The following is a 19,305-nucleotide window of genomic DNA, read 5'->3' on the forward strand; positions in this document are numbered from 1 at the left end:
TTATGTTCTTTTTTCACCGTCCAGCTTCCCCTCGAGCTTTTAGGGCTGGGCGGTGTTTTTTACATTATGCCGTCATGCCACAAGCTGCATGTGTTTGCTATCAAGCCCTTCCATGGGCCTCGCCCCTTCACGGCGGCTGTAATTTGCTTACAGTGCTAAATGTTAATAAAAGCTGCACCCAAACATAGCGTTTGGGCGGCAAAAATTAGCGCGGTGTGACAGTGACAGTATTACCATGGGTTGCAATGGTGACTCGTTGCCCCGGCTGGAACTGAGTCACGCCTTGGGCCTGAACAACCAGGAAGGTGGTTCCGTTATCACGGCGAACTTCCAATTCAACTCCGCTACTGCGGTTCATCATGCTCTGCACTTGTTGGCCGACAACACCACCGGCAACAGCACCTGCGGCAGTGCCGAGACGCCGACCTGTTCCGCCACCTATCGTATTACCGAGAAAGCCACCGACAACAGCCCCACCGACAGCACCGGCGACGTTATTCCCATCACCGCCCTGAATAGTCACCGGGCGCACAGAAACCAGAGTACCGTAAGTGACGGTTTGGGCCTGTCCAGCCTGAGAGCTGCTGAACGTATCGCCCGAAAGGGTGTTATTATTTGCGCAACCACTGAGTGTGGCGACGGCGATAGCAACAACAATGAATGGTTTTATCATATAGACCCCTTTTAGCGCATAACCGGTTGAATATTGACCGACAAATGAATCATAGCACGAGTTATTTACCAAAAGTTTGATTTATATACAAAAGATGCAATTAATTCACATTGGTCGTTTTTTAAACATTATGCTGGGCTGATCCATTTTGTAACATTAATGTTTGCCGATTTAGAGGGGGAAAAAATAACTTTAAACCCTTAAAATTAATGAAATTGATAAAAATCTTATTGTTATCTGACTTAATAATGATAAGTTTTTTTTTGCAGTATTATTCATTATTAATTGTGCTTTATGGTTTATATTTACGTCTTTTTTTGTTTCGTTTTTATATGATGTGAAATTTTCATTTTTAGTTAACTAACTAAAATAACTGATATTTAATTAAAGTTACTGGGATTGGTTTCATTGTTGGGTTAATGATATTCAATTCCATCTGCATTCACCAAACCTCCTCCTGACAGATTTTCTATTTCGTGGCAAATGAAATGTTTTGCTGAAACGGTTTTAGTTCACAGATATTTCCCTCGCATTAATTCAATCAATTTCCATTGATAGAGATCAACTTAATTAAAGTTACAGAGTTACAAACTATTAACAGAAAACCATGTTTTTTATAAGGGTATGCCCGTCATCAATATCGGGTATGTAAACAATAGAATAATAATGACAGGGGAAAAAAACATGCTTTCCCAGCATGGCGTTAACCGTCGTGATTTTATGAAGCTTTGTGCCGCATTGGCGGCCACCATGGGGCTCAGCAGCAAGGCTGCCGCTGAAATTGCCAGCACCGTCAGTTCCCCCCAGCGCCCGCCGGTTATCTGGATTGGTGCTCAGGAATGTACTGGCTGTACCGAATCACTGTTACGTTCCACTCACCCGACCATTGAAAACCTGCTGTTGAGTGTTATTTCAATGGAGTATCACGAAGTGCTCTCTGCGGCATTTGGTGAGCAAGCGGAGGAGAATAAACATCGGGCCATCGAACAGTACAAAGGGAAATATGTGCTGGTGGTGGATGGGTCGATTCCACTGAAAGACGGTGGGATTTACTGCATGGTGGCGGGTAAACCTATTGTCGAGCATATCCGCGAAGCCGCGGAACATGCGGCGGCCATAATTGCCATTGGTTCGTGCTCCGCTTGGGGGGGCGTTCCCGCGACGGGGGGCAACCCGACCGGTGCGGTGAGTTTGCAAGCGGCGCTGCCGGGCAAAACCGTGATTAATATTCCTGGCTGCCCGCCTAATCCTCATAACTTCCTGGCGACAGTGGCCCATATCATTACTTTCGGGCGGCCGCCCGCACTGGATAGCAAAAATCGCCCGACTTTTGCTTATGGCCGTTTAATCCATGAAAACTGCGAGCGCCGTCCACACTTCGATGCTGGCCGTTTTGCCCGTCAATTTGGCGACGAAGGGCATCGTCAAGGTTTTTGCCTTTATCACCTGGGTTGCAAAGGGCCGGAAACCTACGGCAACTGCCCGACACTGGAATTCTGCGATGTTGGCGGTGGCATCTGGCCGGTTGGTATTGGGCACCCTTGCTATGGCTGTAATGAGGAGGGAATCGGGTTTACTAAAGGTATTGCCCAATTGGCGAATATCGAGAACCCAACACCGCGTGCTGAGAAACCGCTGATTAATAACCCTGAGGGCGGCGAAATTTCGACCACCGCCACGGCATTGCTGGGCGGCGTGGTGGGGTTGGTCGCCGGTGTTAGCCTGATGACAGTGCGTGAACTGGGGCGGCAACAGAAACAGCGCCGCAAAGATGACGATCACTCATCGCGGGAGGAATAGCCGTGAACCGACGTCACTTTTTCAAATTAGCGTCCGGCGGTGTGCTGTTGGCGGGGCTTTCGCCCAGCACCCAAGCCGAGGTGCAAAATCGGCCGCCGATCCCCGGTGCGCTGAGCATGTTGTATGACTCGACATTATGTGTTGGCTGTCAGGCCTGTGTGAGCAAATGCCAGCAGGTCAATCATAGTGAATTATTTGATCACGGTAAAAGCTATGCCAGCGGTGACGCCCTTTGGGCGGATAATGATAAACTCAGCCCCTATACCAACAATATTATTCAGGTCTGGACTAGCGGCGCGGGAATTCATAAAGATCAATTGGAAGACGGCTACGCCTATATCAAAAAGCAATGCATGCATTGTGTTGATCCGAATTGTGTTTCTGTTTGTCCGGTCAGTGCGCTGCGCAAAGATGCCAAAACCGGCATTGTTCACTATAACCCGGATGTCTGCACTGGCTGCCGCTACTGCATGGTCGGGTGCCCGTTCAATGTGCCGAAATACGATTATCACAATCCCTTTGGCAAGATTCATAAATGTGAATTATGCAATCAGAAAGGTGTCGAGCGGCTGGATAAAGGCGGCTTACCCGGCTGTGTCGAGGTGTGCCCGACCGGTGCGGTGATCTTCGGCACTCGTGAAGAATTGCTGTCAGAAGCACAACGTCGGCTGACTCTCAAACCGGGCGAAAACACCCTTTTCCCACGGCAAACACTCAGCGCCAATGACACCTACGAACATCCGGTCGCTCATTATGACCACCATGTTTACGGTGAGAAAGAGGGGGGCGGCACCCAGGTATTGGTGCTGACGGGGATTCCGGCCGAGAAACTGGATTTGCCGCCGTTGGCAGACTTGGCGACCGGCGCGCGCTCTGAGCATGTCCAGCACACCCTGTACAAGGGCATGATCTTGCCACTGGCGGTGTTGGCCGGTGTCACTGCTTTGGTGCATCGCAATACCCGCGATGAGCGCAAAGACCATGATACTGACCCGCACGATAAAAAGGACGGCCAAGATGACGATGCATAAATCCAGCCCATTGGGTGGGCGGCTGGTCAGTTGGCCGGTGATGCTGTTAGCGCCTTTTGTGGTGCTGTGCGCGCTGTTGATTGTCAAACGTTTGGTACTCGGGCTGGGGTCAGTCAGTGATTTGAATGGCGGCTTCCCATGGGGCATCTGGATTGCTTTCGACTTACTGGTCGGCACCGGGTTGGCCTGTGGTGGCTGGGCATTGGCGTGGGCAGTTTATGTGTTCAATCGGGGGGAATATCACCCGCTGGTGCGCCCGGCGCTGCTCGCCAGTTTGTTTGGTTACGCGCTCGGTGGCCTTTCCATCACCATCGACGTGGGCCGCTATTGGAACTTGCCTTACTTCTTTATTCCCGGCCATTTCAATGTCAACTCGGTGCTATTCGAAACCGCCGTCTGTATGACCATTTACATCGGCGTGATGGCGGTAGAGTTTGCCCCGGCGCTGTTTGAGCGGCTGGGCTGGAAAATCTCACTTAAGCGGCTGAACAAAGTGATGTTTTTTGTCATCGCGCTCGGTGCGTTGCTGCCGACCATGCACCAGTCTTCCATGGGTTCATTGATGATAGCCGCCGGGGCTAAGATTCATCCGCTGTGGCAAAGTTATGAAATGTTGCCGCTGTTCTCCCTGCTAACCGCCGCCATTTTGGGTTTCTCGATTGTTATTTTCGAAGGCTCTTTGGTACAGGCCGGACTGCGCGGGCGCGGGGCAAATGAAGCGCCATTGTTCACGCGATTAACCACCATTATCGACGTGTTCTTGCTGCTGTTTATTCTACTGCGTCTCGGTGAAGTTATCGTGCGCCATAAGACAGAATATCTGTGGCACTTTGACCGCTATGCCATTGCTTTCTGGGCTGAAATTGTCCTGATGGCTTTGCCGCTACTGATTTTCCGTATTCGGCGGGCCAGAGAAGACAGCCGATTACTGTTTATCGGCGCGCTGTGCATGATCGGCGGCGGGGCGCTATGGCGGCTTAATTACTCGTTGTTGGCCTTTAACCCCGGCGGCGGCTACAACTACTTCCCCACCACCAGTGAAATCCTGATCTCCATCGGCTTCGTCGCCATTGAGGTCTGCGCCTACATTTTATTGATTCGGCTGTTGCCGGTGCTTCCTGCTCACGGCCAGTTACATAAGAATAATCAGACAGAGGTAAAGCATGAGCCAACGCATCACCATTGATCCCGTCACCCGCATTGAGGGGCACCTGCGGATCGACTGCGAAATTGAGGACGGCAAGGTCATTAAAGCCTGGTCCTCCGGCACCATGTGGCGTGGCATGGAAGAAATTTTACAAGGTAATGATCCGCGCGATGCCTGGATGATTGTGCAGCGCATTTGCGGCGTATGCACCACTATTCACGCCATTGCTTCGGTACGGGCGGTGGAAAATGCATTAGGGATGGAAGTGCCGGTTAATGCTCAGCATATCCGCAATTTGATTCTGGCCGCGCACAGTATTCATGACCATATTGTTCATTTTTATCAACTATCTGCGTTGGATTGGGTGGATGTGACCTCGGCGCTGCAAGCCTCACCACAAAAGGCGGCAGCCATGCTGAGTGGCTTGTCCAGTTGGCCGTTGAACAGCGCGGAAGAATTCACCCGTGTGCAGCAGAAAATCAAAGATTTGGTCGCCAGCGGGCAGTTAGGTATTTTTGCTAATGGCTACTGGGGCCATCCGGCGATGGCATTGCCGCCAGAGGTCAATCTGATTGCGGTGGCGCATTATCTGCAAGCACTGGAATGCCAGCGCGATGCCAACCGCATTGTGGCGGTGCTCGGCGGAAAAACGCCGCATATTCAGAACCTTGCTGTGGGGGGTGTTGCCAACCCAATCAATCTGGATATGCCCAGTGTGCTCAATCTGGAGCGCCTAATGTTGGTGAAATCCTTTATTGACCGGCTGGGCAGCTTTATTGAGCAGGTTTATAAGGTCGATACCGCGGTGATCGCCGCCCACTATCCGGGTTGGCTCAATCTGGGCAAAGGGGCGGATGACTACCTCAGCGTGCCGGAGTTGCCGACTGACCGCAAAGGGGAAACCTTCCTGCTGCCGGGCGGCTATCTGGAAAACGGCAGCTTCCGCCCGATTGCTAATCACAACGATCCTTACTTGATCAAAGGCATTGCCGAGAGCGGCAAGCATGCTTGGTATCAGGACGACGAGCCGCTGGCCCCGTGGGAGGGCAAAACCAACCCCAATTACACCGGCTGGCAGGAAGATGGCAAATATTCGTGGGTAAAAGCGCCGACTTTCTATGGCAAAACCGTGGAAGTGGGGCCGCTGGCGTGGTTAATGTGCGGCTTGGCCGCCGGACACGCTCCGACTAAACAGCATTTCAGTGATATCGGCGCGGCTTACCAAAAACTGAGCGGGCAGGCCATTACTCCCGAACAGTTACCATCCACTCTGGGGCGTATTATTGGCCGTGCGGTGCATTGCTGTGTGCTGCATGAAACCTTGGCCCAACAATGGACTGCGTTGGTCACTAATATCGGCACCGGTGACGTCGAAACCTTTATCAAGCCGGATATTCCGCTAACCGGCGAGATCCGTGGTGTCGGCTTTGAAGAAGCCCCGCGCGGCATGTTGTCGCACTGGGTGGTTATCAAGGATGGCAAAATCGCTAACTATCAGGCGGTGGTGCCATCGACATGGAACGCCGGGCCGCGCAATTATAATGATGAACCGGGGCCTTACGAGCAAGCGCTGGTGGGAACACCGGTTGCTGATCCTGCCAAACCACTTGAAGTGGTGCGGACCATTCACTCATTCGACCCGTGTATGTCTTGTGCAGTACATATTGTTGATACAACGGGCAACGAAGTGACCAAAGTCAAGGTGCTGTGATGGGGATTTTGGTATTAGGTATAGGTAATTTATTACTCAGTGATGAAGCTGTCGGTGTGCGGATTGTCGAAGCGCTGGAGCAGCGCTTTCACATCCCGCCGGGGGTTGAGGTGCTGGATGGCGGAACCGCCGGTCTGGAATTGATGGAAGCTATGGCTAATCGCGAGCATTTGATTGTCGCCGATGCGGTGCTGACCGGCCAACCACCCGGCAGTGTCGCGGTATTGCGAGATAAAGAAATACCGGCGATGTTCAGCCGCAAGGTGTCGCCGCATCAGTTGGGATTATGTGATGTGCTGATGGCGCTGCAACTGACCGATGAGTTCCCGCGCCAGCTAACTTTGGTGGGGGTGGTGCCGGAATCTCTGGCACCGAATATCGGTCTGACGCCGACAGTCACGCGGGCCATTGAACCGGCACTGGAACAGATTCTGACAGCATTACGCAGCAGCGGGATCACCCTTAAGGCGCGAGAAGAAAGCCATGTCTGATGTGATTGTGGGCCATGAACAAAATCCAGCCGCACTGTTGGAGCAGATATTCGGCCAAATCGCCGCCGATGAGATGCGCGGCTTGCCCTTTTATCGCGACCACATTCCCTTGCGCGCCTGTGGGTTTCAGTTATTTGAGCAGCAATGGATTGGCGCATTATTGACCCCGTGGATGCTGAGTTTGGTGGTTTTACCGGGGCCGCAGCAGAGCTGGCAACGCCGTGCGGTGGGGGAGCGCCTGATGCTGGCACTACCTTGCGGCACCATTGGTTTTATTGTCAGCGAAATGGATTTTACCGTCAGCGAAATAGCCGGTGGTGGCCAATATCTGAGCCGCTCATTGATGTCACCGCTGGACACCTCGCTCAGTGCTGAACGGGCGTTACAACTGGCGGAGCAGAGTGCGCGCATGGCGCTTTCACTGCCGGTGGTGAATGCTGATGCGCCCGCTAATCCCCGGCGGCGGGCCTTGTTTAACAAAGTTAGCCAAATAAAGAATCAGCATGCATGAAATCAGTTTGTGTCTCAGTACGCTGGAGCTAATTGAAAAACAGGCGCGGCTTAACAGCGCCTCACGGATAACCGCGGTCTGGCTGGAAATTGGCGCGCTTTCCTGTATTGAGGAAAGCGCTTTGCGCTTTAGCTTTGATGCCGCCAGCCGGCAGACACTGGCAGAAAATTGTCAATTGCATCTCAGCTACCTACCCGCAGTGGCCTGGTGCTGGGAGTGCAGCAAGAGTGTTGCCATTGACCGGCATGATGCCGGGTGCCCGCATTGTGGCAGTCATGCTCTGCAAGTAGAGAGTGGCAGCAATTTGCAGGTAAAACAGATAGAAGTGGAATAATCCTGAAGGAGTGAATTCCTATGTGTACGACTTGTGGTTGCGCCAGCGGCGAGAGAAAGATCGAGGGCGACGACAATCATCAACATGATGATCACCACCACGACCACCATGACGGTCATAACCATCATCATGACGGTCACCATGATCAGCACCAGCATGAGCATCACAAAACAGCGGCCCCGACGCAAAAGATTCAGCATAAACATAAACACAAATATGTTGCCAAGGGGACACAGCCGGTGATTGTTCATCACCATTATTATTACCATCAGGGTGATGTTCACCATCACTATCACGGTAAAGCGCCGGAGCCGATGGTGGCCACGGAACCGTCAGACACTGACGCGCCCGCCGCAGAGCCCTTCACGCCGCAAGTTCATGCTGACAAGCTGGGGCTGCATTATGGGCAGGGTGAAGCCGGTAGCCATGCACCGGGCATGGGGCAGCGCCGCTTGTTGCAAATCGAGCAGGACGTCCTGAGCAAAAACAATCAGTTAGCCAGTCATAATCGTGAGCATTTTGTCGAGCAACATATTTTGGCGCTGAATTTGGTTTCCAGCCCCGGCTCTGGCAAAACCACCTTGTTGACCACCACCCTGCAACTGCTGGCCGGGCAAGTGCCCTGCGCGGTGATTGAAGGTGATCAGCAAACCACTCATGATGCCGAACGTATTCGCGCCACCGGTGTGCCAGCGATTCAGGTCAATACTGGCAAAGGCTGCCATCTGGATGCGCAGATGGTGCATGATGCCGCGCACCGCTTGAATCTGAGCAATGACAGTCTGCTATTCATTGAAAACGTTGGGAATTTGGTGTGTCCCGCCAGCTTTGATCTTGGCGAACGTCATAAAGTGGCGGTGCTTTCGGTGACGGAAGGTGAAGATAAACCGCTGAAATACCCTCATATGTTTGCCGCCTCCACCCTAATGATTATCAATAAAATCGACCTGCTGCCGTACCTGGATTTTGATATCGAACAGTGCATTCATTATGCCCGTCAGGTGAATCCTGAAATTCAGGTCATTGCGCTGTCGGCCAGCAGCGGCGAGGGGATGGATTTGTGGCTGGAATGGCTGGAGGCGCAGCGATGTGCTTAGGCGTACCCGGCAAAATAGTGGCGGTGGGAGAAGATATCCACCAACTGGCATGGGTAGAAGTGAGCGGCGTAAAACGCGAAATCAATATCGCGTTGGTGTGTGACGCGTCACCGGCTGACTTACTCGGCCAATGGGTATTGGTGCATGTCGGGTTTGCCATGAGCTTACTGGATGAAGAAGAAGCCCAGCAGACACTGGCGGCCTTAGCGCATATGCAGGCGGTGGGGCTGGATTTAGATGATGTCGCTAACGGGGCCAATGATGCGCTACGTTGATGAATTCCGCGATCCGGCGCTGGTCAGTGCATTATTGCAACGGATCGAACACTTATTGCCGCAAATCCCGGATCAACAGCGCTTGCCGTTGCAAATTATGGAAGTGTGCGGCGGTCACACGCATGCGATCTTCAAATTCGGTTTGGATCAATTGCTACCGGAGGGGCTGGAGTTTGTCCATGGGCCGGGTTGCCCGGTGTGCGTGTTGCCGATGGGCCGCATTGACAGTTGTCTGGAGATTGCCGCCCATCCAGCGGTGATTTTCTGTACTTACGGCGACGCCATGCGGGTGCCGGGGCGCAATGGCTCAATGTTGGATGCCAAGCGGCGCGGTGCCGATATTCGGGTGGTTTACTCGCCACTGGATGCCCTGACTCTCGCGCAGCAGCATCCGGATCGCGAAGTGGTGTTTTTCGGCCTCGGTTTTGAAACCACCATGCCCGCCACTGCCCTAACGTTGCAACAAGCCAAACGGCTGGGCCTAACCAATTTCACCGTATTCTGCCAGCACATCACCATCATTCCTACCTTGCGCAGCCTGCTACAACAGCCGGATGTGCGCATTGACGGTTTCCTCGCGCCCGGCCATGTCAGCATGGTGATTGGCACCACGCCGTACGGTTTTATTTGCAGCCAATTCAATAAGCCGCTGGTGGTCACCGGCTTTGAACCGCTGGATATTTTACAAGGGTTGGTGATGCTGCTGGAGCAGAGGGTCAGTGGGCGTTGTGCGGTGGAAAATCAATATCGGCGCATTGTACCCGACAACGGCAACCTGCTAGCGCAACAAGCGCTGGCCGAGGTATTTGTAACCAAAGAGCGCAGTGAGTGGCGCGGGTTGGGTGAAATAGCCGATTCTGGAGTGCAACTTAGCCCGGCTTATCAGGCGTTTGATGCGGAGCGGCGTTTCACCCCGCAGCAACAGCGAGTGGCGGATGATCCGCGATCCCGTTGCGGCGATGTGCTGACCGGGCGTTGTAAACCGGATCAATGCCCTCTGTTTGGTGGCGAATGCACGCCAGATAATGCATTCGGCGCGCTGATGGTTTCCTCCGAAGGGGCTTGCTCTGCCTATCATCAATACCGATAGTTTTTGATATCAGAGTGATGACAAGGCTGACTTGCGGGGAAATGTACCGAATGGGTCGTAACGGCGTAAGCCGTCGGAGTGCCCATCGGTGCAGTCGCCCCGCTAGATACCAAATGATAAATATTGGTTATCGAAACCAATCAATCAGGTCACAACTAAATGAATAAACAAGAGATTACCCTGGCACACGGCAGTGGTGGGCGGGCAATGCAGAGCTTGATCGAATCGCTGTTTTTGGCGGCGTTTTCTAACCCGGCACTGAATGAGCGCGAAGATCAGGCGCGTATTGCGCTGGCAGATCTGGTGGCCCAAGGGGATCGGCTGGCAATATCGACCGACAGCTATGTGATTGATCCTATTTTCTTCCCCGGCGGAGACATCGGCAAATTGGCGGTGTGCGGCACGGCGAATGATGTGGCGGTCAGTGGCGCAACGCCGCGTTATCTTTCGTGTGGTTTTATTCTGGAAGAAGGGCTGCCGATGGTTGATTTGGAGCGCATTGTGCACTCAATGGCGGCCACGGCGCAGCAGGCGGGAATTCAGATAGTGACCGGTGATACCAAAGTGGTGCAGCGCGGTGCGGCGGATAAGATCTTCATCAATACCACCGGTATCGGGGTGATCCCGGCGGATATCCAATGGGGAACCGCGATGATCCGTGCGGGTGATCGGATCATTGTCAGCGGCACCTTGGGCGATCACGGCGCGACTATTTTAAATTTACGTGAAGGTTTGGGTCTGGAGGCCGAGTTAGTCAGTGATTGCGCCCTGCTAGCCCCCTTGATTGCCCCCCTGCGCCATATTAGCGGTGTGCGGGCGCTACGCGATGCTACCCGTGGTGGAGTGACGGCAATTTTGCACGAATTTGCCGCCGCCAGTGGTTGCGGCATGGAAATCAACGAAGCAGATTTGCCACTGAAACCCGCGGTGCGCGGTATTTGCGAATTACTGGGGCTGGATGCGCTCAACTTTGCTAATGAAGGCAAACTGGTGCTGGTGGTCTCTCCCGCAGCACAAGCCGCTGTTTTAACTGAATTACATCGCCACCAACTGGGCCAGGATGCCGCGGTTATCGGACAGGTGACGGAGAATAAACAAGTGCGGTTATGCGGTGCATTTGGGGTCTCGCGGCGATTGGATTTGCCTCTTGACGAGCCGCTGCCCCGAATCTGCTGATCCCATTTGTCCTTGAAGCCGCAGGGGTGTTAGCTGCGTTCGCTCACCCGAATCACTGACTTGTGTCAGCTCATCGGGATTTGCTTACTTGCTGCCTACCTGCAACTCCAATGACTTTTGGGGGCCCATTTGTCCTTGAAGTGACAGGCGATTAACAAGTTGATAAGCGGGGAAATGTGCCGAATGGGTCGTAGCGACGTAAGTCGCCGGAGCGCCCATCGGTGCAGTCGCCCCGCGATCTCCAAGCTATAAAACAGGCTGCTGGCAGCCCCGTGAAGGAGTTTTTGTGGAGATAAACGGCCTCAGTCTGCGGATAAAGGGCAAAGTGCAGGGGGTGGGTTTTCGCCCTTATATCTGGCAACTTGCCCATCGTTTTGGGTTGTCCGGTGATGTCAGTAACGACAGCGCGGGGGTGACGGTTCACTTATGGCAAGCTCCGGCGGTGGCGGACTTTTTACAAGCATTGCCGCAAGATTGCCCGCCATTGGCGCATATTGACAGCATCGTCACCACGCCATACCACTGGGCGCAAGCGCCGCTGGATTTCGTGATTCACCACAGCGGGGCCGGGCAGATGGATACCCAAATCGTACCGGATGCCGCGACCTGTGATGCTTGCCTGAGTGAAATGAATAATCCTGCCAACCGCCGCTACCGTTATCCTTTTATCAACTGCACCCATTGCGGCCCGCGCTTTACCATTATCCACCGCATGCCTTACGACCGGCCCTATACCGCCATGGGTAAGTTTCCGCTGTGCGCGGCTTGTCAGGCCGAATATGACCACCCCGCAGACCGTCGTTTTCATGCCCAGCCCAATGCCTGTGCGGACTGTGGCCCACAACTGTGGTTGACGAAAGCTGACGGGAAGGCTGTGGCCCATGGCTTCACCGCACTAGAGCAGGCCGCCGCTGCACTGTTGGCTGGCGAAATTGTGGCTGTCAAAGGTCTGGGCGGATTCCACCTCGCAGTGGACGCCACCAATGCCGCCGCAGTAGCTCGCTTGCGTGAGCGCAAACAGCGGCCTTCCAAGCCGTTGGCGGTGATGTTACCTGGCATCGACTGGCTGCAAACCTGTGTGCAACAGACTGATAATGATGCATTACTTAGTTTGCTACGCAGCCCAGCGGCCCCCATCGTTTTAGTAGCGAAGCAGCCGGAAAGCCCACTTTGTGCGGCGATCGCACCAGAATTACCCGACATCGGCATTATGCTGCCCGCCAATCCACTGCAACATTTGCTGCTGCAACAGGTGGTGCGCCCGTTGGTCATGACCTCCGGTAATGGCAGCGGCAAACCGCCCGCCCTAAGTAATCAACAAGCTCTAAGCGCCCTGAGTGAGATTGCCGATCACTGGCTATTGCATGACAGGGAAATTGTGCAGCGCGCCGACGACTCATTGGTGCGTCTGACTCAGCAAGGGGCTGAAATGCTGCGCCGCGCTCGGGGCTATGTGCCAGATGCTTTCGAATTGCCGCCGGGGTTTAGTCGGCAACCGGCCATTCTGGCGCTCGGGGCCGACATGAAAAACACCTTTTGCTTACTGCGAGACAGTAATGCGGTGCTGAGCCAGCATCTGGGCGATCTGGCAGACCGCGATATTGCGCAGCAGCAGCAACAGTTATTAGCGCTATTTTGCGATATTTATCATTTTATCCCGCAGGCGGTGGTGGTGGATGCGCACCCCGGTTATATCAGCCACCAGTTCGGCAAAGAGTGGGCCGCGCAGCAAAATATCCCCTGCACAGAAGTTTTACATCATCATGCTCATTTGGCGGCTTGTTTGGCGGAGCATGGCTGGCCGCGTCAAGCTGGGGCGGTGATTGGCCTGGCGCTGGATGGGCTGGGATATGGCGCGGAGGGGAAATTATGGGGCGGCGAATGTTTGCTAGTCGACTATGTGAATTGTGAATATATGGGCGGTTTGCCTGCGGTGGCCTTACCCGGCGGGGATCTGGCCTCTCGCCAGCCGTGGCGCAATTTACTGGCGCAGTTGCAGCGCTTTGTGCCGGACTGGCAAAACCTGCCCGCCGCGGCGGCTATCCCCAAACCGCAGGGGGAGGTACTGGCACGGGCGATTACGCGCGGCATTAATGCGCCATTGGCCTCGTCGACGGGGCGGCTATTTGATGCTGTGGCCGCCGCACTGAATATTGAGCCATCGACCTTAAGTTGGGAGGGGGAAGCCGCTTGCTTGCTGGAAGCGCTGGCATGGCAAAGTTCCCGAACCTCTCAAGCCGTTCAAACTGATCCGCCCGTCACTATGCCACTGCTCGACAATCAATTGGATTTAGCTACTTTCTGGCGGCAATGGTTGGCTTTTGATGCTTCACCGGCTGAGCGCGCTTATGCTTTTCACTTTGCTCTCGCACAGGGTTTTGCCCAGTTAGCCCGACAGACGGCACGGCATTATGGCATTGACACTATTGCCTTTTCCGGTGGTGTGCTGCATAACCGGCTGCTGCGCGAATTACTCTGCGAGCAATTGCACGACTTCCAGCTATTGATGCCCCAGCGCCTGCCCGCCGGTGATGGTGGTTTGGCGCTGGGGCAGGCCGTGATTGCAGCCGCGCGCGGTTGATTATCGGCGGACTGCGCTGTGCCAGAGCTGCAACGGTTTGTCCAGTAGCCGGGGAGTTTTGTTTCCGCATTCCTGGATGGCCTTTATCAACTGGATACTTTGGTGTCTTAATTTTTATCCGATTAGTTTTCTTTTCTGTTAGGGTTTTATTCCCAGATTAAATTTAATTATGGGCCTCTACGGGGGATTTTAATTTTTTAATTTATATCCTGCAAATGTTTTGCCATGGTTTAATATTTAAATGGAGAACATTCTCATTCTTTTGCTTTCCCGGCATTTTTCTACATTTCTGTTTTTTAGTTCCTTAATTAACATATAGGAAAATACAATGGTTATTCTGAACAGTTATAAGATAGCGGCGCTGTTTGCCGTCGGGATATTAGTGGCAGGATGCTCCTCAAAGGTTACAACTAGTGCGCAGTATTCTGGTTTTCTTGTTGATTACAGTAAGTTACAAGAGTCTGAGTCTGCCAGTGGCCAGAAAGTATTGCGTTGGGTTTCCCCAGATTTTAATGTTGAAAAATATACTGGCATTTATTACACGCCATTGATCTATTATCCAAAGTCGAGTCCAACTCAGCGAGTAAGTCAGAAAACATTAGATGAAATATTAGCTTACGCGAATAAAAGACTTAAAGAAGCTGTTAGCCAGCAATTACCGCTCGTCAATTCACCGAAGAAACGGAATATCTTGATTGTACGGGGAGCCATTACGGCGGTTTCTGCTGAAGATAAAGATCTTGAAGTTTATGAAATGATACCCATAGCTGCTGTTGTTGCTGGAACCATGGCGGCGACCGGTAACCGCACTCAGCATACTGCGCTTTATTTGGAATTACAGGTTATTGATTCCAATACCGGAAAACCCGTTATTGTTGTAGTGCGCAAAGCTTATGGTAAGGATATCAGTAATAGCGGCGTACCAATTTCTGCGGAACAAGTAAAAAGTACAATAGATGGATTGGTCTACGATATTGTTAATTTCAAACTGAAAAGCCAACCCACTCAGTAAAACTGCTGCGGCTCAGCCTCTATGAGTCATTCATCCAGAGACTGAGCCGCTTTTCTTGATGTTTTATTTATCGTAATCGGCCTGATGCGTAATATTTAATAATTCATTTAATTTCATTGGCTTACCTAGAAGATAACCTTGAGCTTCATCACAGGTTAATGCTTGCAGATGCTCAAGTTGTTCCGTGGTTTCAACCCCCTCGGCGGTCACTGTCATAGACAGCGCGTGGCCGAGGTTAATAATGCCCTCCACAATTGACTGCCCTTCATGGGACTGCGTTAATTCATCAATAAAACTTTTATCAATTTTCAGACCATCGAATGGGAAACGGCGCAGATAATTCAGTGAAGAATATCCAGTACCAAAATCATCCATCGATAAACGCACGCCGAGGGCTTTCAATGCGGTCATGGTTTTAAAGGCACCATCCGCATCTTCAATCATTATCCGCTCAGTGATTTCCAGTTCCAGTCGATGGCTCGGTAACCCGGTCTGCCGCAAAACTTGTCGCACTCGCTCGATCAGGTGTTGGTTGCGGAATTCAATGGCAGAAATATTGACTGAAATAATCAGTGAGGCGGGCCATGTAGCTGCATCCTGACAGGCTTGAAGCATCGTCCAGTCGCTGATGGCGCTGATCAGGCCGGTTTCTTCTGCCAGAGCAATAAATTGATCTGGCATCAGTAGCCCCAGCACCGGGTGATTCCAGCGCACTAGCGCCTCGGCACCGGTAAGTTTTGTCCCTGCAATGCGATAACGCGGCTGATAATAAAGGTTGAATTCATTGTGTTTAATCGCCTGGCGCAAGAAACGCTCTAATTCGCTGCGTTGCATTAGGCGGTCATTCATTTCACTGGAATAAAAACTCCAGCTGTTGCGGCCACTATTTTTGGCTTCATACATGGCAATGTCGGCAAAGCGCAACAGCTCCTCGGCTTGCATGGAGTCCTGTGGTGCCAGTGCAATACCAATACTGGCACTGATAAAAATATCCTGATTATTAATGACATATGGGCTTTCAATGCGGTCAATAACGCGTGTGCAGAGGTCTTCAATTTCTTTGATTGAAGACAGCCCGGTAATAATTAGAATGAATTCATCCCCCCCTTGGCGAGCGACTAAATCCTGATCGCGCAAACAACTTCTCAGCCGTTCAGAGACCTGATGAAGCACCTGGTCACCCGCAATATGGCCAAAGGTATCGTTAACCGGCTTGAATTTATCCAAATCGACATTGAGGATCACCAACGGATGCGGTGCAGCGGTTAAATTACGCAGCTTACTTTCCAGAAATTCTTTCATTCTCATACGGTTGGGTAAACCGGTCAGCGAGTCATGCAGAGAAAGATGCTGAATTCTCTCCTGTGCTTCTATCTCTTGGGTGATGTCAGAGACGGTGCCACGAAAACCAATGTTTTCATCATTTTTGATGATGGGTTTGGCATAAACGCGGCAAATACGCTTATCACCTTTGGCGGAGAAATAGGTGCATTGCAGTTCATTGCGGGACTCTGTTAAATGCGTGTATTGCAGCCAGGATCGCAGCGGAATATGGTCACAATTGAGCAATGAGTCGAGATTACGACCCAGCCAGCGCTCGACACTAAGCCCGGTAATAGTGAAAAATCGCTGGGAGAGATAGGTGATGCGCAGGTTGGCATCTGTTTCCCATAGCCAATCGGTGGCGGCTTCCGCCATATGACGAAAGCGCTCTTCGCTGGCAATTAATGCCACTTTATTTTCATCGGCAATGTGCGCTTCCGACAGCGCGCGCCGCAGAATCCACCAGCCACTCAGCCAGAGAATAAGAGCAATCAGCGCCAGTAATGGCAGTAAGATATTGAGTAGTTGCGCGCCGGGCATATTTTGGTTCCAGTGCAACGTCACTACACTGTTGTCGTTTGCCGCTAATTCTTTTGATGATGATTGATTTGAAGGTAATTGTGTTGACGATAACTGAAGGGAGGGACTGGACGCCGCATCTTTTTTATCCCGGGCGGTGCGAAGTTGGTGAATACCATAATTTTCCCCCAAAATATTCAATTCGGTTTGGGTCAGTATATTAATAAAGACCAGAACAGACGGAGGGCCAGCCACAGGTTTAATCCGTGGGTCATTGCCGGTAGTTAATATCGCTGCAGCAACAATGGCTGGTACCCCGGCCACATTGACGATTTTCGTGGCGGCCTCTGGTTTTTCGGCCTGACGGCGTACCGAATCAATAAACGGCGTAATATCTTCATCGAGCCAGTCTTGTAGACGGATATTCACCAACTGCCCATTGATGACGGAATAACGGGTTTTCCCCTGTCCATCAATGACAAAAACACCTTCATAGCCAAAGTCTTTATAAAGTGATGGCCCCAGATTTTGGCTAACAAAGGCCCAGTCAGGGTCGACGGTGACATGTAAGTGTTCATAGGCATCGCCCCAATAAGCATTATCTTTTATTCTGGTTTTGATCGATTTTTGGCGCGTTTCCCATGCTTTTTCCAGCAGAAAACGGCTATTGGACTCGGCTTGTTCATTTAATTGTGCAGCAAGATAGATAATGCCCGTGGCGGCAATAATAATGATTGCCCCAACCAGCAAAACCATAGTCCGCAAAGCCCGTTTGGCAAAGAAAACATTTTCCCCTCTGGCCCCCGCTTCTGGTGGGGTGGAGTTTGTCATAGTGAATTCCCTTATACCCATCATCTTTCAAATTGCAGCAGTGTTGGCTGCACTTAATTACTCGGGTCATCCATGGGCAACCCCTATTTGTCATCTTCCCTCACAAAGAAATAGACTGGGTGCGCTGAGAGAATATCTGTCTAATCAGCAGAAAGTGAAAGTGCTGAGATAATATAAACTAGTATAACTCCGCCGAGTTATTATTTTAGCTTAGAATAATATGATGTTTTTCTGCGGTTTTTTCATTAAAAAAGAATAGAAATAAAACCAAACTGACTATCTATCCTTCATGGACAATGAGTCTCAAGTGTTTCGCTGAGCGCTGGGAGGATTGTTTGTACAGCGCCAGAATGATTGTTATTCAGGTTTTAGTCTGCAATATGAATTTTTGCCGCAAGACGTTAAAGTGACTTAAGATTATTATTAATCACGCTAAGTTTATTTACCCCGTACCCACACTAATTGCCCGCCGAGAGTAAGGAATAAATGACCATGTCTACACTGAATTTGGTTCGCAACGCGATAATGGTTAACGCGCAGCGAATCCTATGTGCTCGGCTATCTTCTCTACCCATATATGCTTTTGTGTTAATGCTGGGTATCAGCACACATAGCGCCGTGGCAGCAGCACCTTTACCGGCGGTGACTGTCGCGGTAGTGGTCTCTGCTACCCCAAATACTGCGTTGCAGTTTCTCGGCCGGGTGGAAGCCATTCAGGCCGTGGATGTAACAACCCGCACAGAAGGGTTTATTGCCGCCAGATTGTTTACCGAAGGGCAGATGGTTAAGCAGGGGGATTTATTGTATGAAATTGATCCGGTCTTACATCAAGCATCCGTCACTCAAGCACAGGCGCAATTAGATAGCGCAACCGCCAGCGCTAACCATGCGCAGGTGACTCTCACTCGCTTGCAGCGCTTGGGGAATAATCGCTCGGTAAGTCAGGCGGAAGTCGATGAAGCACAGGCGCAGCGGGATATCAGCCGGGCGGCGGTGGCTCAGGCGCAAGCAAACCTACAAATTCAGCAATTACAACTCGGTTTTACTCGCATTTATGCCCCGATCACCGGCCAAATTGGTCACAGCCGCTTTAACGTTGGCAGTTTGATTAACCCGGCCAGTGGTACGCTGGTCAGTATTGTGCAGCTCGACCCTATTCGGGTAGCTATTGCTGTTAATGAAAGAGATTACATCACCGCCACCTATCAATTATCCGCAGCAAGTGGCGGATCTGCGAGTGAAAACAGCGCACTGGCATTTAAGCATTTTACTCCTCGCATTCAACTGGCGAATGGCAAGCAATATCCGGAAAGCGGCGTCTTTGAATCTATTGATAATCAAATTGATAAACAGACCGGCACTGTGACTATTCGAACTCGTTTTGACAACCCACGGCATTTATTACTGCCCGGCGGGGTGGTGAATGTGTCGCTGGCCGCCGAAACAGCAAAAGCCGTCGCGGCCATTCCGATTGCAGCATTGCAACAGAATAAGCAGGGCCATTTTGTATTGGTGGTAACGGATAAAGATCAGGTAGAAGTGCGGCCTGTCACTCTCGGCGAGCAGTTTGAGCAGCAATATGAAGTGAAAGAGGGGTTGAAAGTCGGCGAGCGAGTCATTGTGTCAGGGCTACAACATGTCCGGCCTGGCATGACAGTGAGCGCCAGTGTTGCACCACCGCTGACTGCGAACTAAGGGGAAAG

General features: G+C 51.8%; 16 protein-coding genes. 14 read left to right on the top strand and 2 right to left on the bottom strand.

Annotated elements, in window-relative coordinates:
- Nucleotides 1-205: 205 nt before the first annotated feature.
- Entirely contained in the window at nt 206-673 is a 468-nt protein-coding gene (locus OVO64_RS14300; RefSeq protein ID WP_032819574.1) for a glycine zipper 2TM domain-containing protein, read from the bottom strand.
- 666 nt (nt 674-1,339) lie between these two features.
- Here OVO64_RS14300 and hybO point away from each other — a divergent pair.
- From hybO to OVO64_RS14365, 13 genes are all read left to right on the top strand, one after another.
- A complete protein-coding gene (gene hybO / locus OVO64_RS14305) occupies nt 1,340-2,473 on the top strand; it encodes a hydrogenase 2 small subunit (protein WP_145510097.1) in 1,134 nt (377 codons plus the stop codon).
- A gap of 2 nt (nt 2,474-2,475) precedes the next feature.
- Nucleotides 2,476-3,504 (top strand): hydrogenase 2 operon protein HybA, encoded by a 1,029-nt coding sequence (hybA, locus tag OVO64_RS14310; protein ID WP_038639211.1) that lies wholly within the window; start codon nt 2,476-2,478, stop codon nt 3,502-3,504.
- Entirely contained in the window at nt 3,491-4,690 is a 1,200-nt protein-coding gene (gene hybB / locus OVO64_RS14315) for a Ni/Fe-hydrogenase cytochrome b subunit (RefSeq protein ID WP_038639214.1), read from the top strand. Before hybA ends, hybB begins: the two co-directional genes overlap by 14 nt.
- Nucleotides 4,668-6,362, top strand: a complete 1,695-nt coding sequence (gene hybC / locus OVO64_RS14320; protein WP_038639217.1) for a hydrogenase 2 large subunit — start codon at nt 4,668-4,670, stop codon at nt 6,360-6,362. The genes hybB and hybC overlap by 23 nt, the downstream gene beginning before the upstream one ends.
- Nucleotides 6,362-6,853: a HyaD/HybD family hydrogenase maturation endopeptidase gene (locus OVO64_RS14325; protein ID WP_032819569.1), complete on the top strand. Its 492-nt coding sequence runs from the start codon at nt 6,362-6,364 to the stop codon at nt 6,851-6,853. The genes hybC and OVO64_RS14325 overlap by 1 nt, the downstream gene beginning before the upstream one ends.
- On the top strand, nt 6,846-7,364 hold the full coding sequence (gene hybE, locus OVO64_RS14330) for a hydrogenase-2 assembly chaperone (RefSeq protein ID WP_267248851.1): 519 nt from the start codon (nt 6,846-6,848) through the stop codon (nt 7,362-7,364). Before OVO64_RS14325 ends, hybE begins: the two co-directional genes overlap by 8 nt.
- Complete coding sequence (hypA, locus tag OVO64_RS14335) at nt 7,357-7,698, top strand: hydrogenase maturation nickel metallochaperone HypA (RefSeq protein ID WP_038639226.1); 342 nt, start codon at nt 7,357-7,359, stop codon at nt 7,696-7,698. The genes hybE and hypA overlap by 8 nt, the downstream gene beginning before the upstream one ends.
- A 20-nt stretch (nt 7,699-7,718) precedes the next feature.
- Nucleotides 7,719-8,795, top strand: a complete 1,077-nt coding sequence (gene hypB / locus OVO64_RS14340; RefSeq protein ID WP_145586705.1) for a hydrogenase nickel incorporation protein HypB — start codon at nt 7,719-7,721, stop codon at nt 8,793-8,795.
- A complete protein-coding gene (gene hybG, locus OVO64_RS14345) occupies nt 8,786-9,070 on the top strand; it encodes a hydrogenase maturation factor HybG (RefSeq protein WP_145586741.1) in 285 nt (94 codons plus the stop codon). Before hypB ends, hybG begins: the two co-directional genes overlap by 10 nt.
- Nucleotides 9,057-10,160, top strand: a complete 1,104-nt coding sequence (gene hypD, locus OVO64_RS14350; RefSeq protein ID WP_145510104.1) for a hydrogenase formation protein HypD — start codon at nt 9,057-9,059, stop codon at nt 10,158-10,160. Before hybG ends, hypD begins: the two co-directional genes overlap by 14 nt.
- Nucleotides 10,161-10,319: 159 nt before the next feature.
- A complete protein-coding gene (gene hypE / locus OVO64_RS14355; RefSeq protein WP_267248852.1) occupies nt 10,320-11,336 on the top strand; it encodes a hydrogenase expression/formation protein HypE in 1,017 nt (338 codons plus the stop codon).
- A 286-nt stretch (nt 11,337-11,622) separates the two neighbouring features.
- On the top strand, nt 11,623-13,917 hold the full coding sequence (gene hypF / locus OVO64_RS14360; RefSeq protein WP_145510100.1) for a carbamoyltransferase HypF: 2,295 nt from the start codon (nt 11,623-11,625) through the stop codon (nt 13,915-13,917).
- Nucleotides 13,918-14,245: 328 nt separating this feature from the next.
- On the top strand, nt 14,246-14,929 hold the full coding sequence (locus OVO64_RS14365; protein ID WP_038639243.1) for a DUF3313 domain-containing protein: 684 nt from the start codon (nt 14,246-14,248) through the stop codon (nt 14,927-14,929).
- A gap of 63 nt (nt 14,930-14,992) precedes the next feature.
- On the opposite strand, the gene OVO64_RS14370 is transcribed toward OVO64_RS14365, so the two are convergent.
- Nucleotides 14,993-17,602 (bottom strand): EAL domain-containing protein, encoded by a 2,610-nt coding sequence (locus tag OVO64_RS14370; protein ID WP_038639246.1) that lies wholly within the window; start codon nt 17,600-17,602, stop codon nt 14,993-14,995.
- Nucleotides 17,603-18,127: 525 nt separating this feature from the next.
- On the opposite strand from OVO64_RS14370, the gene OVO64_RS14375 reads away from it, so the two are divergent.
- A complete protein-coding gene (locus tag OVO64_RS14375) occupies nt 18,128-19,297 on the top strand; it encodes an efflux RND transporter periplasmic adaptor subunit (RefSeq protein ID WP_230852387.1) in 1,170 nt (389 codons plus the stop codon).
- Nucleotides 19,298-19,305 lie beyond the last annotated feature (8 nt).

This window comes from Yersinia sp. Marseille-Q5920 (assembly GCF_946902935.1).
GTDB classification, from domain to species: Bacteria; Pseudomonadota; Gammaproteobacteria; order Enterobacterales; family Enterobacteriaceae; genus Yersinia; species Yersinia rochesterensis.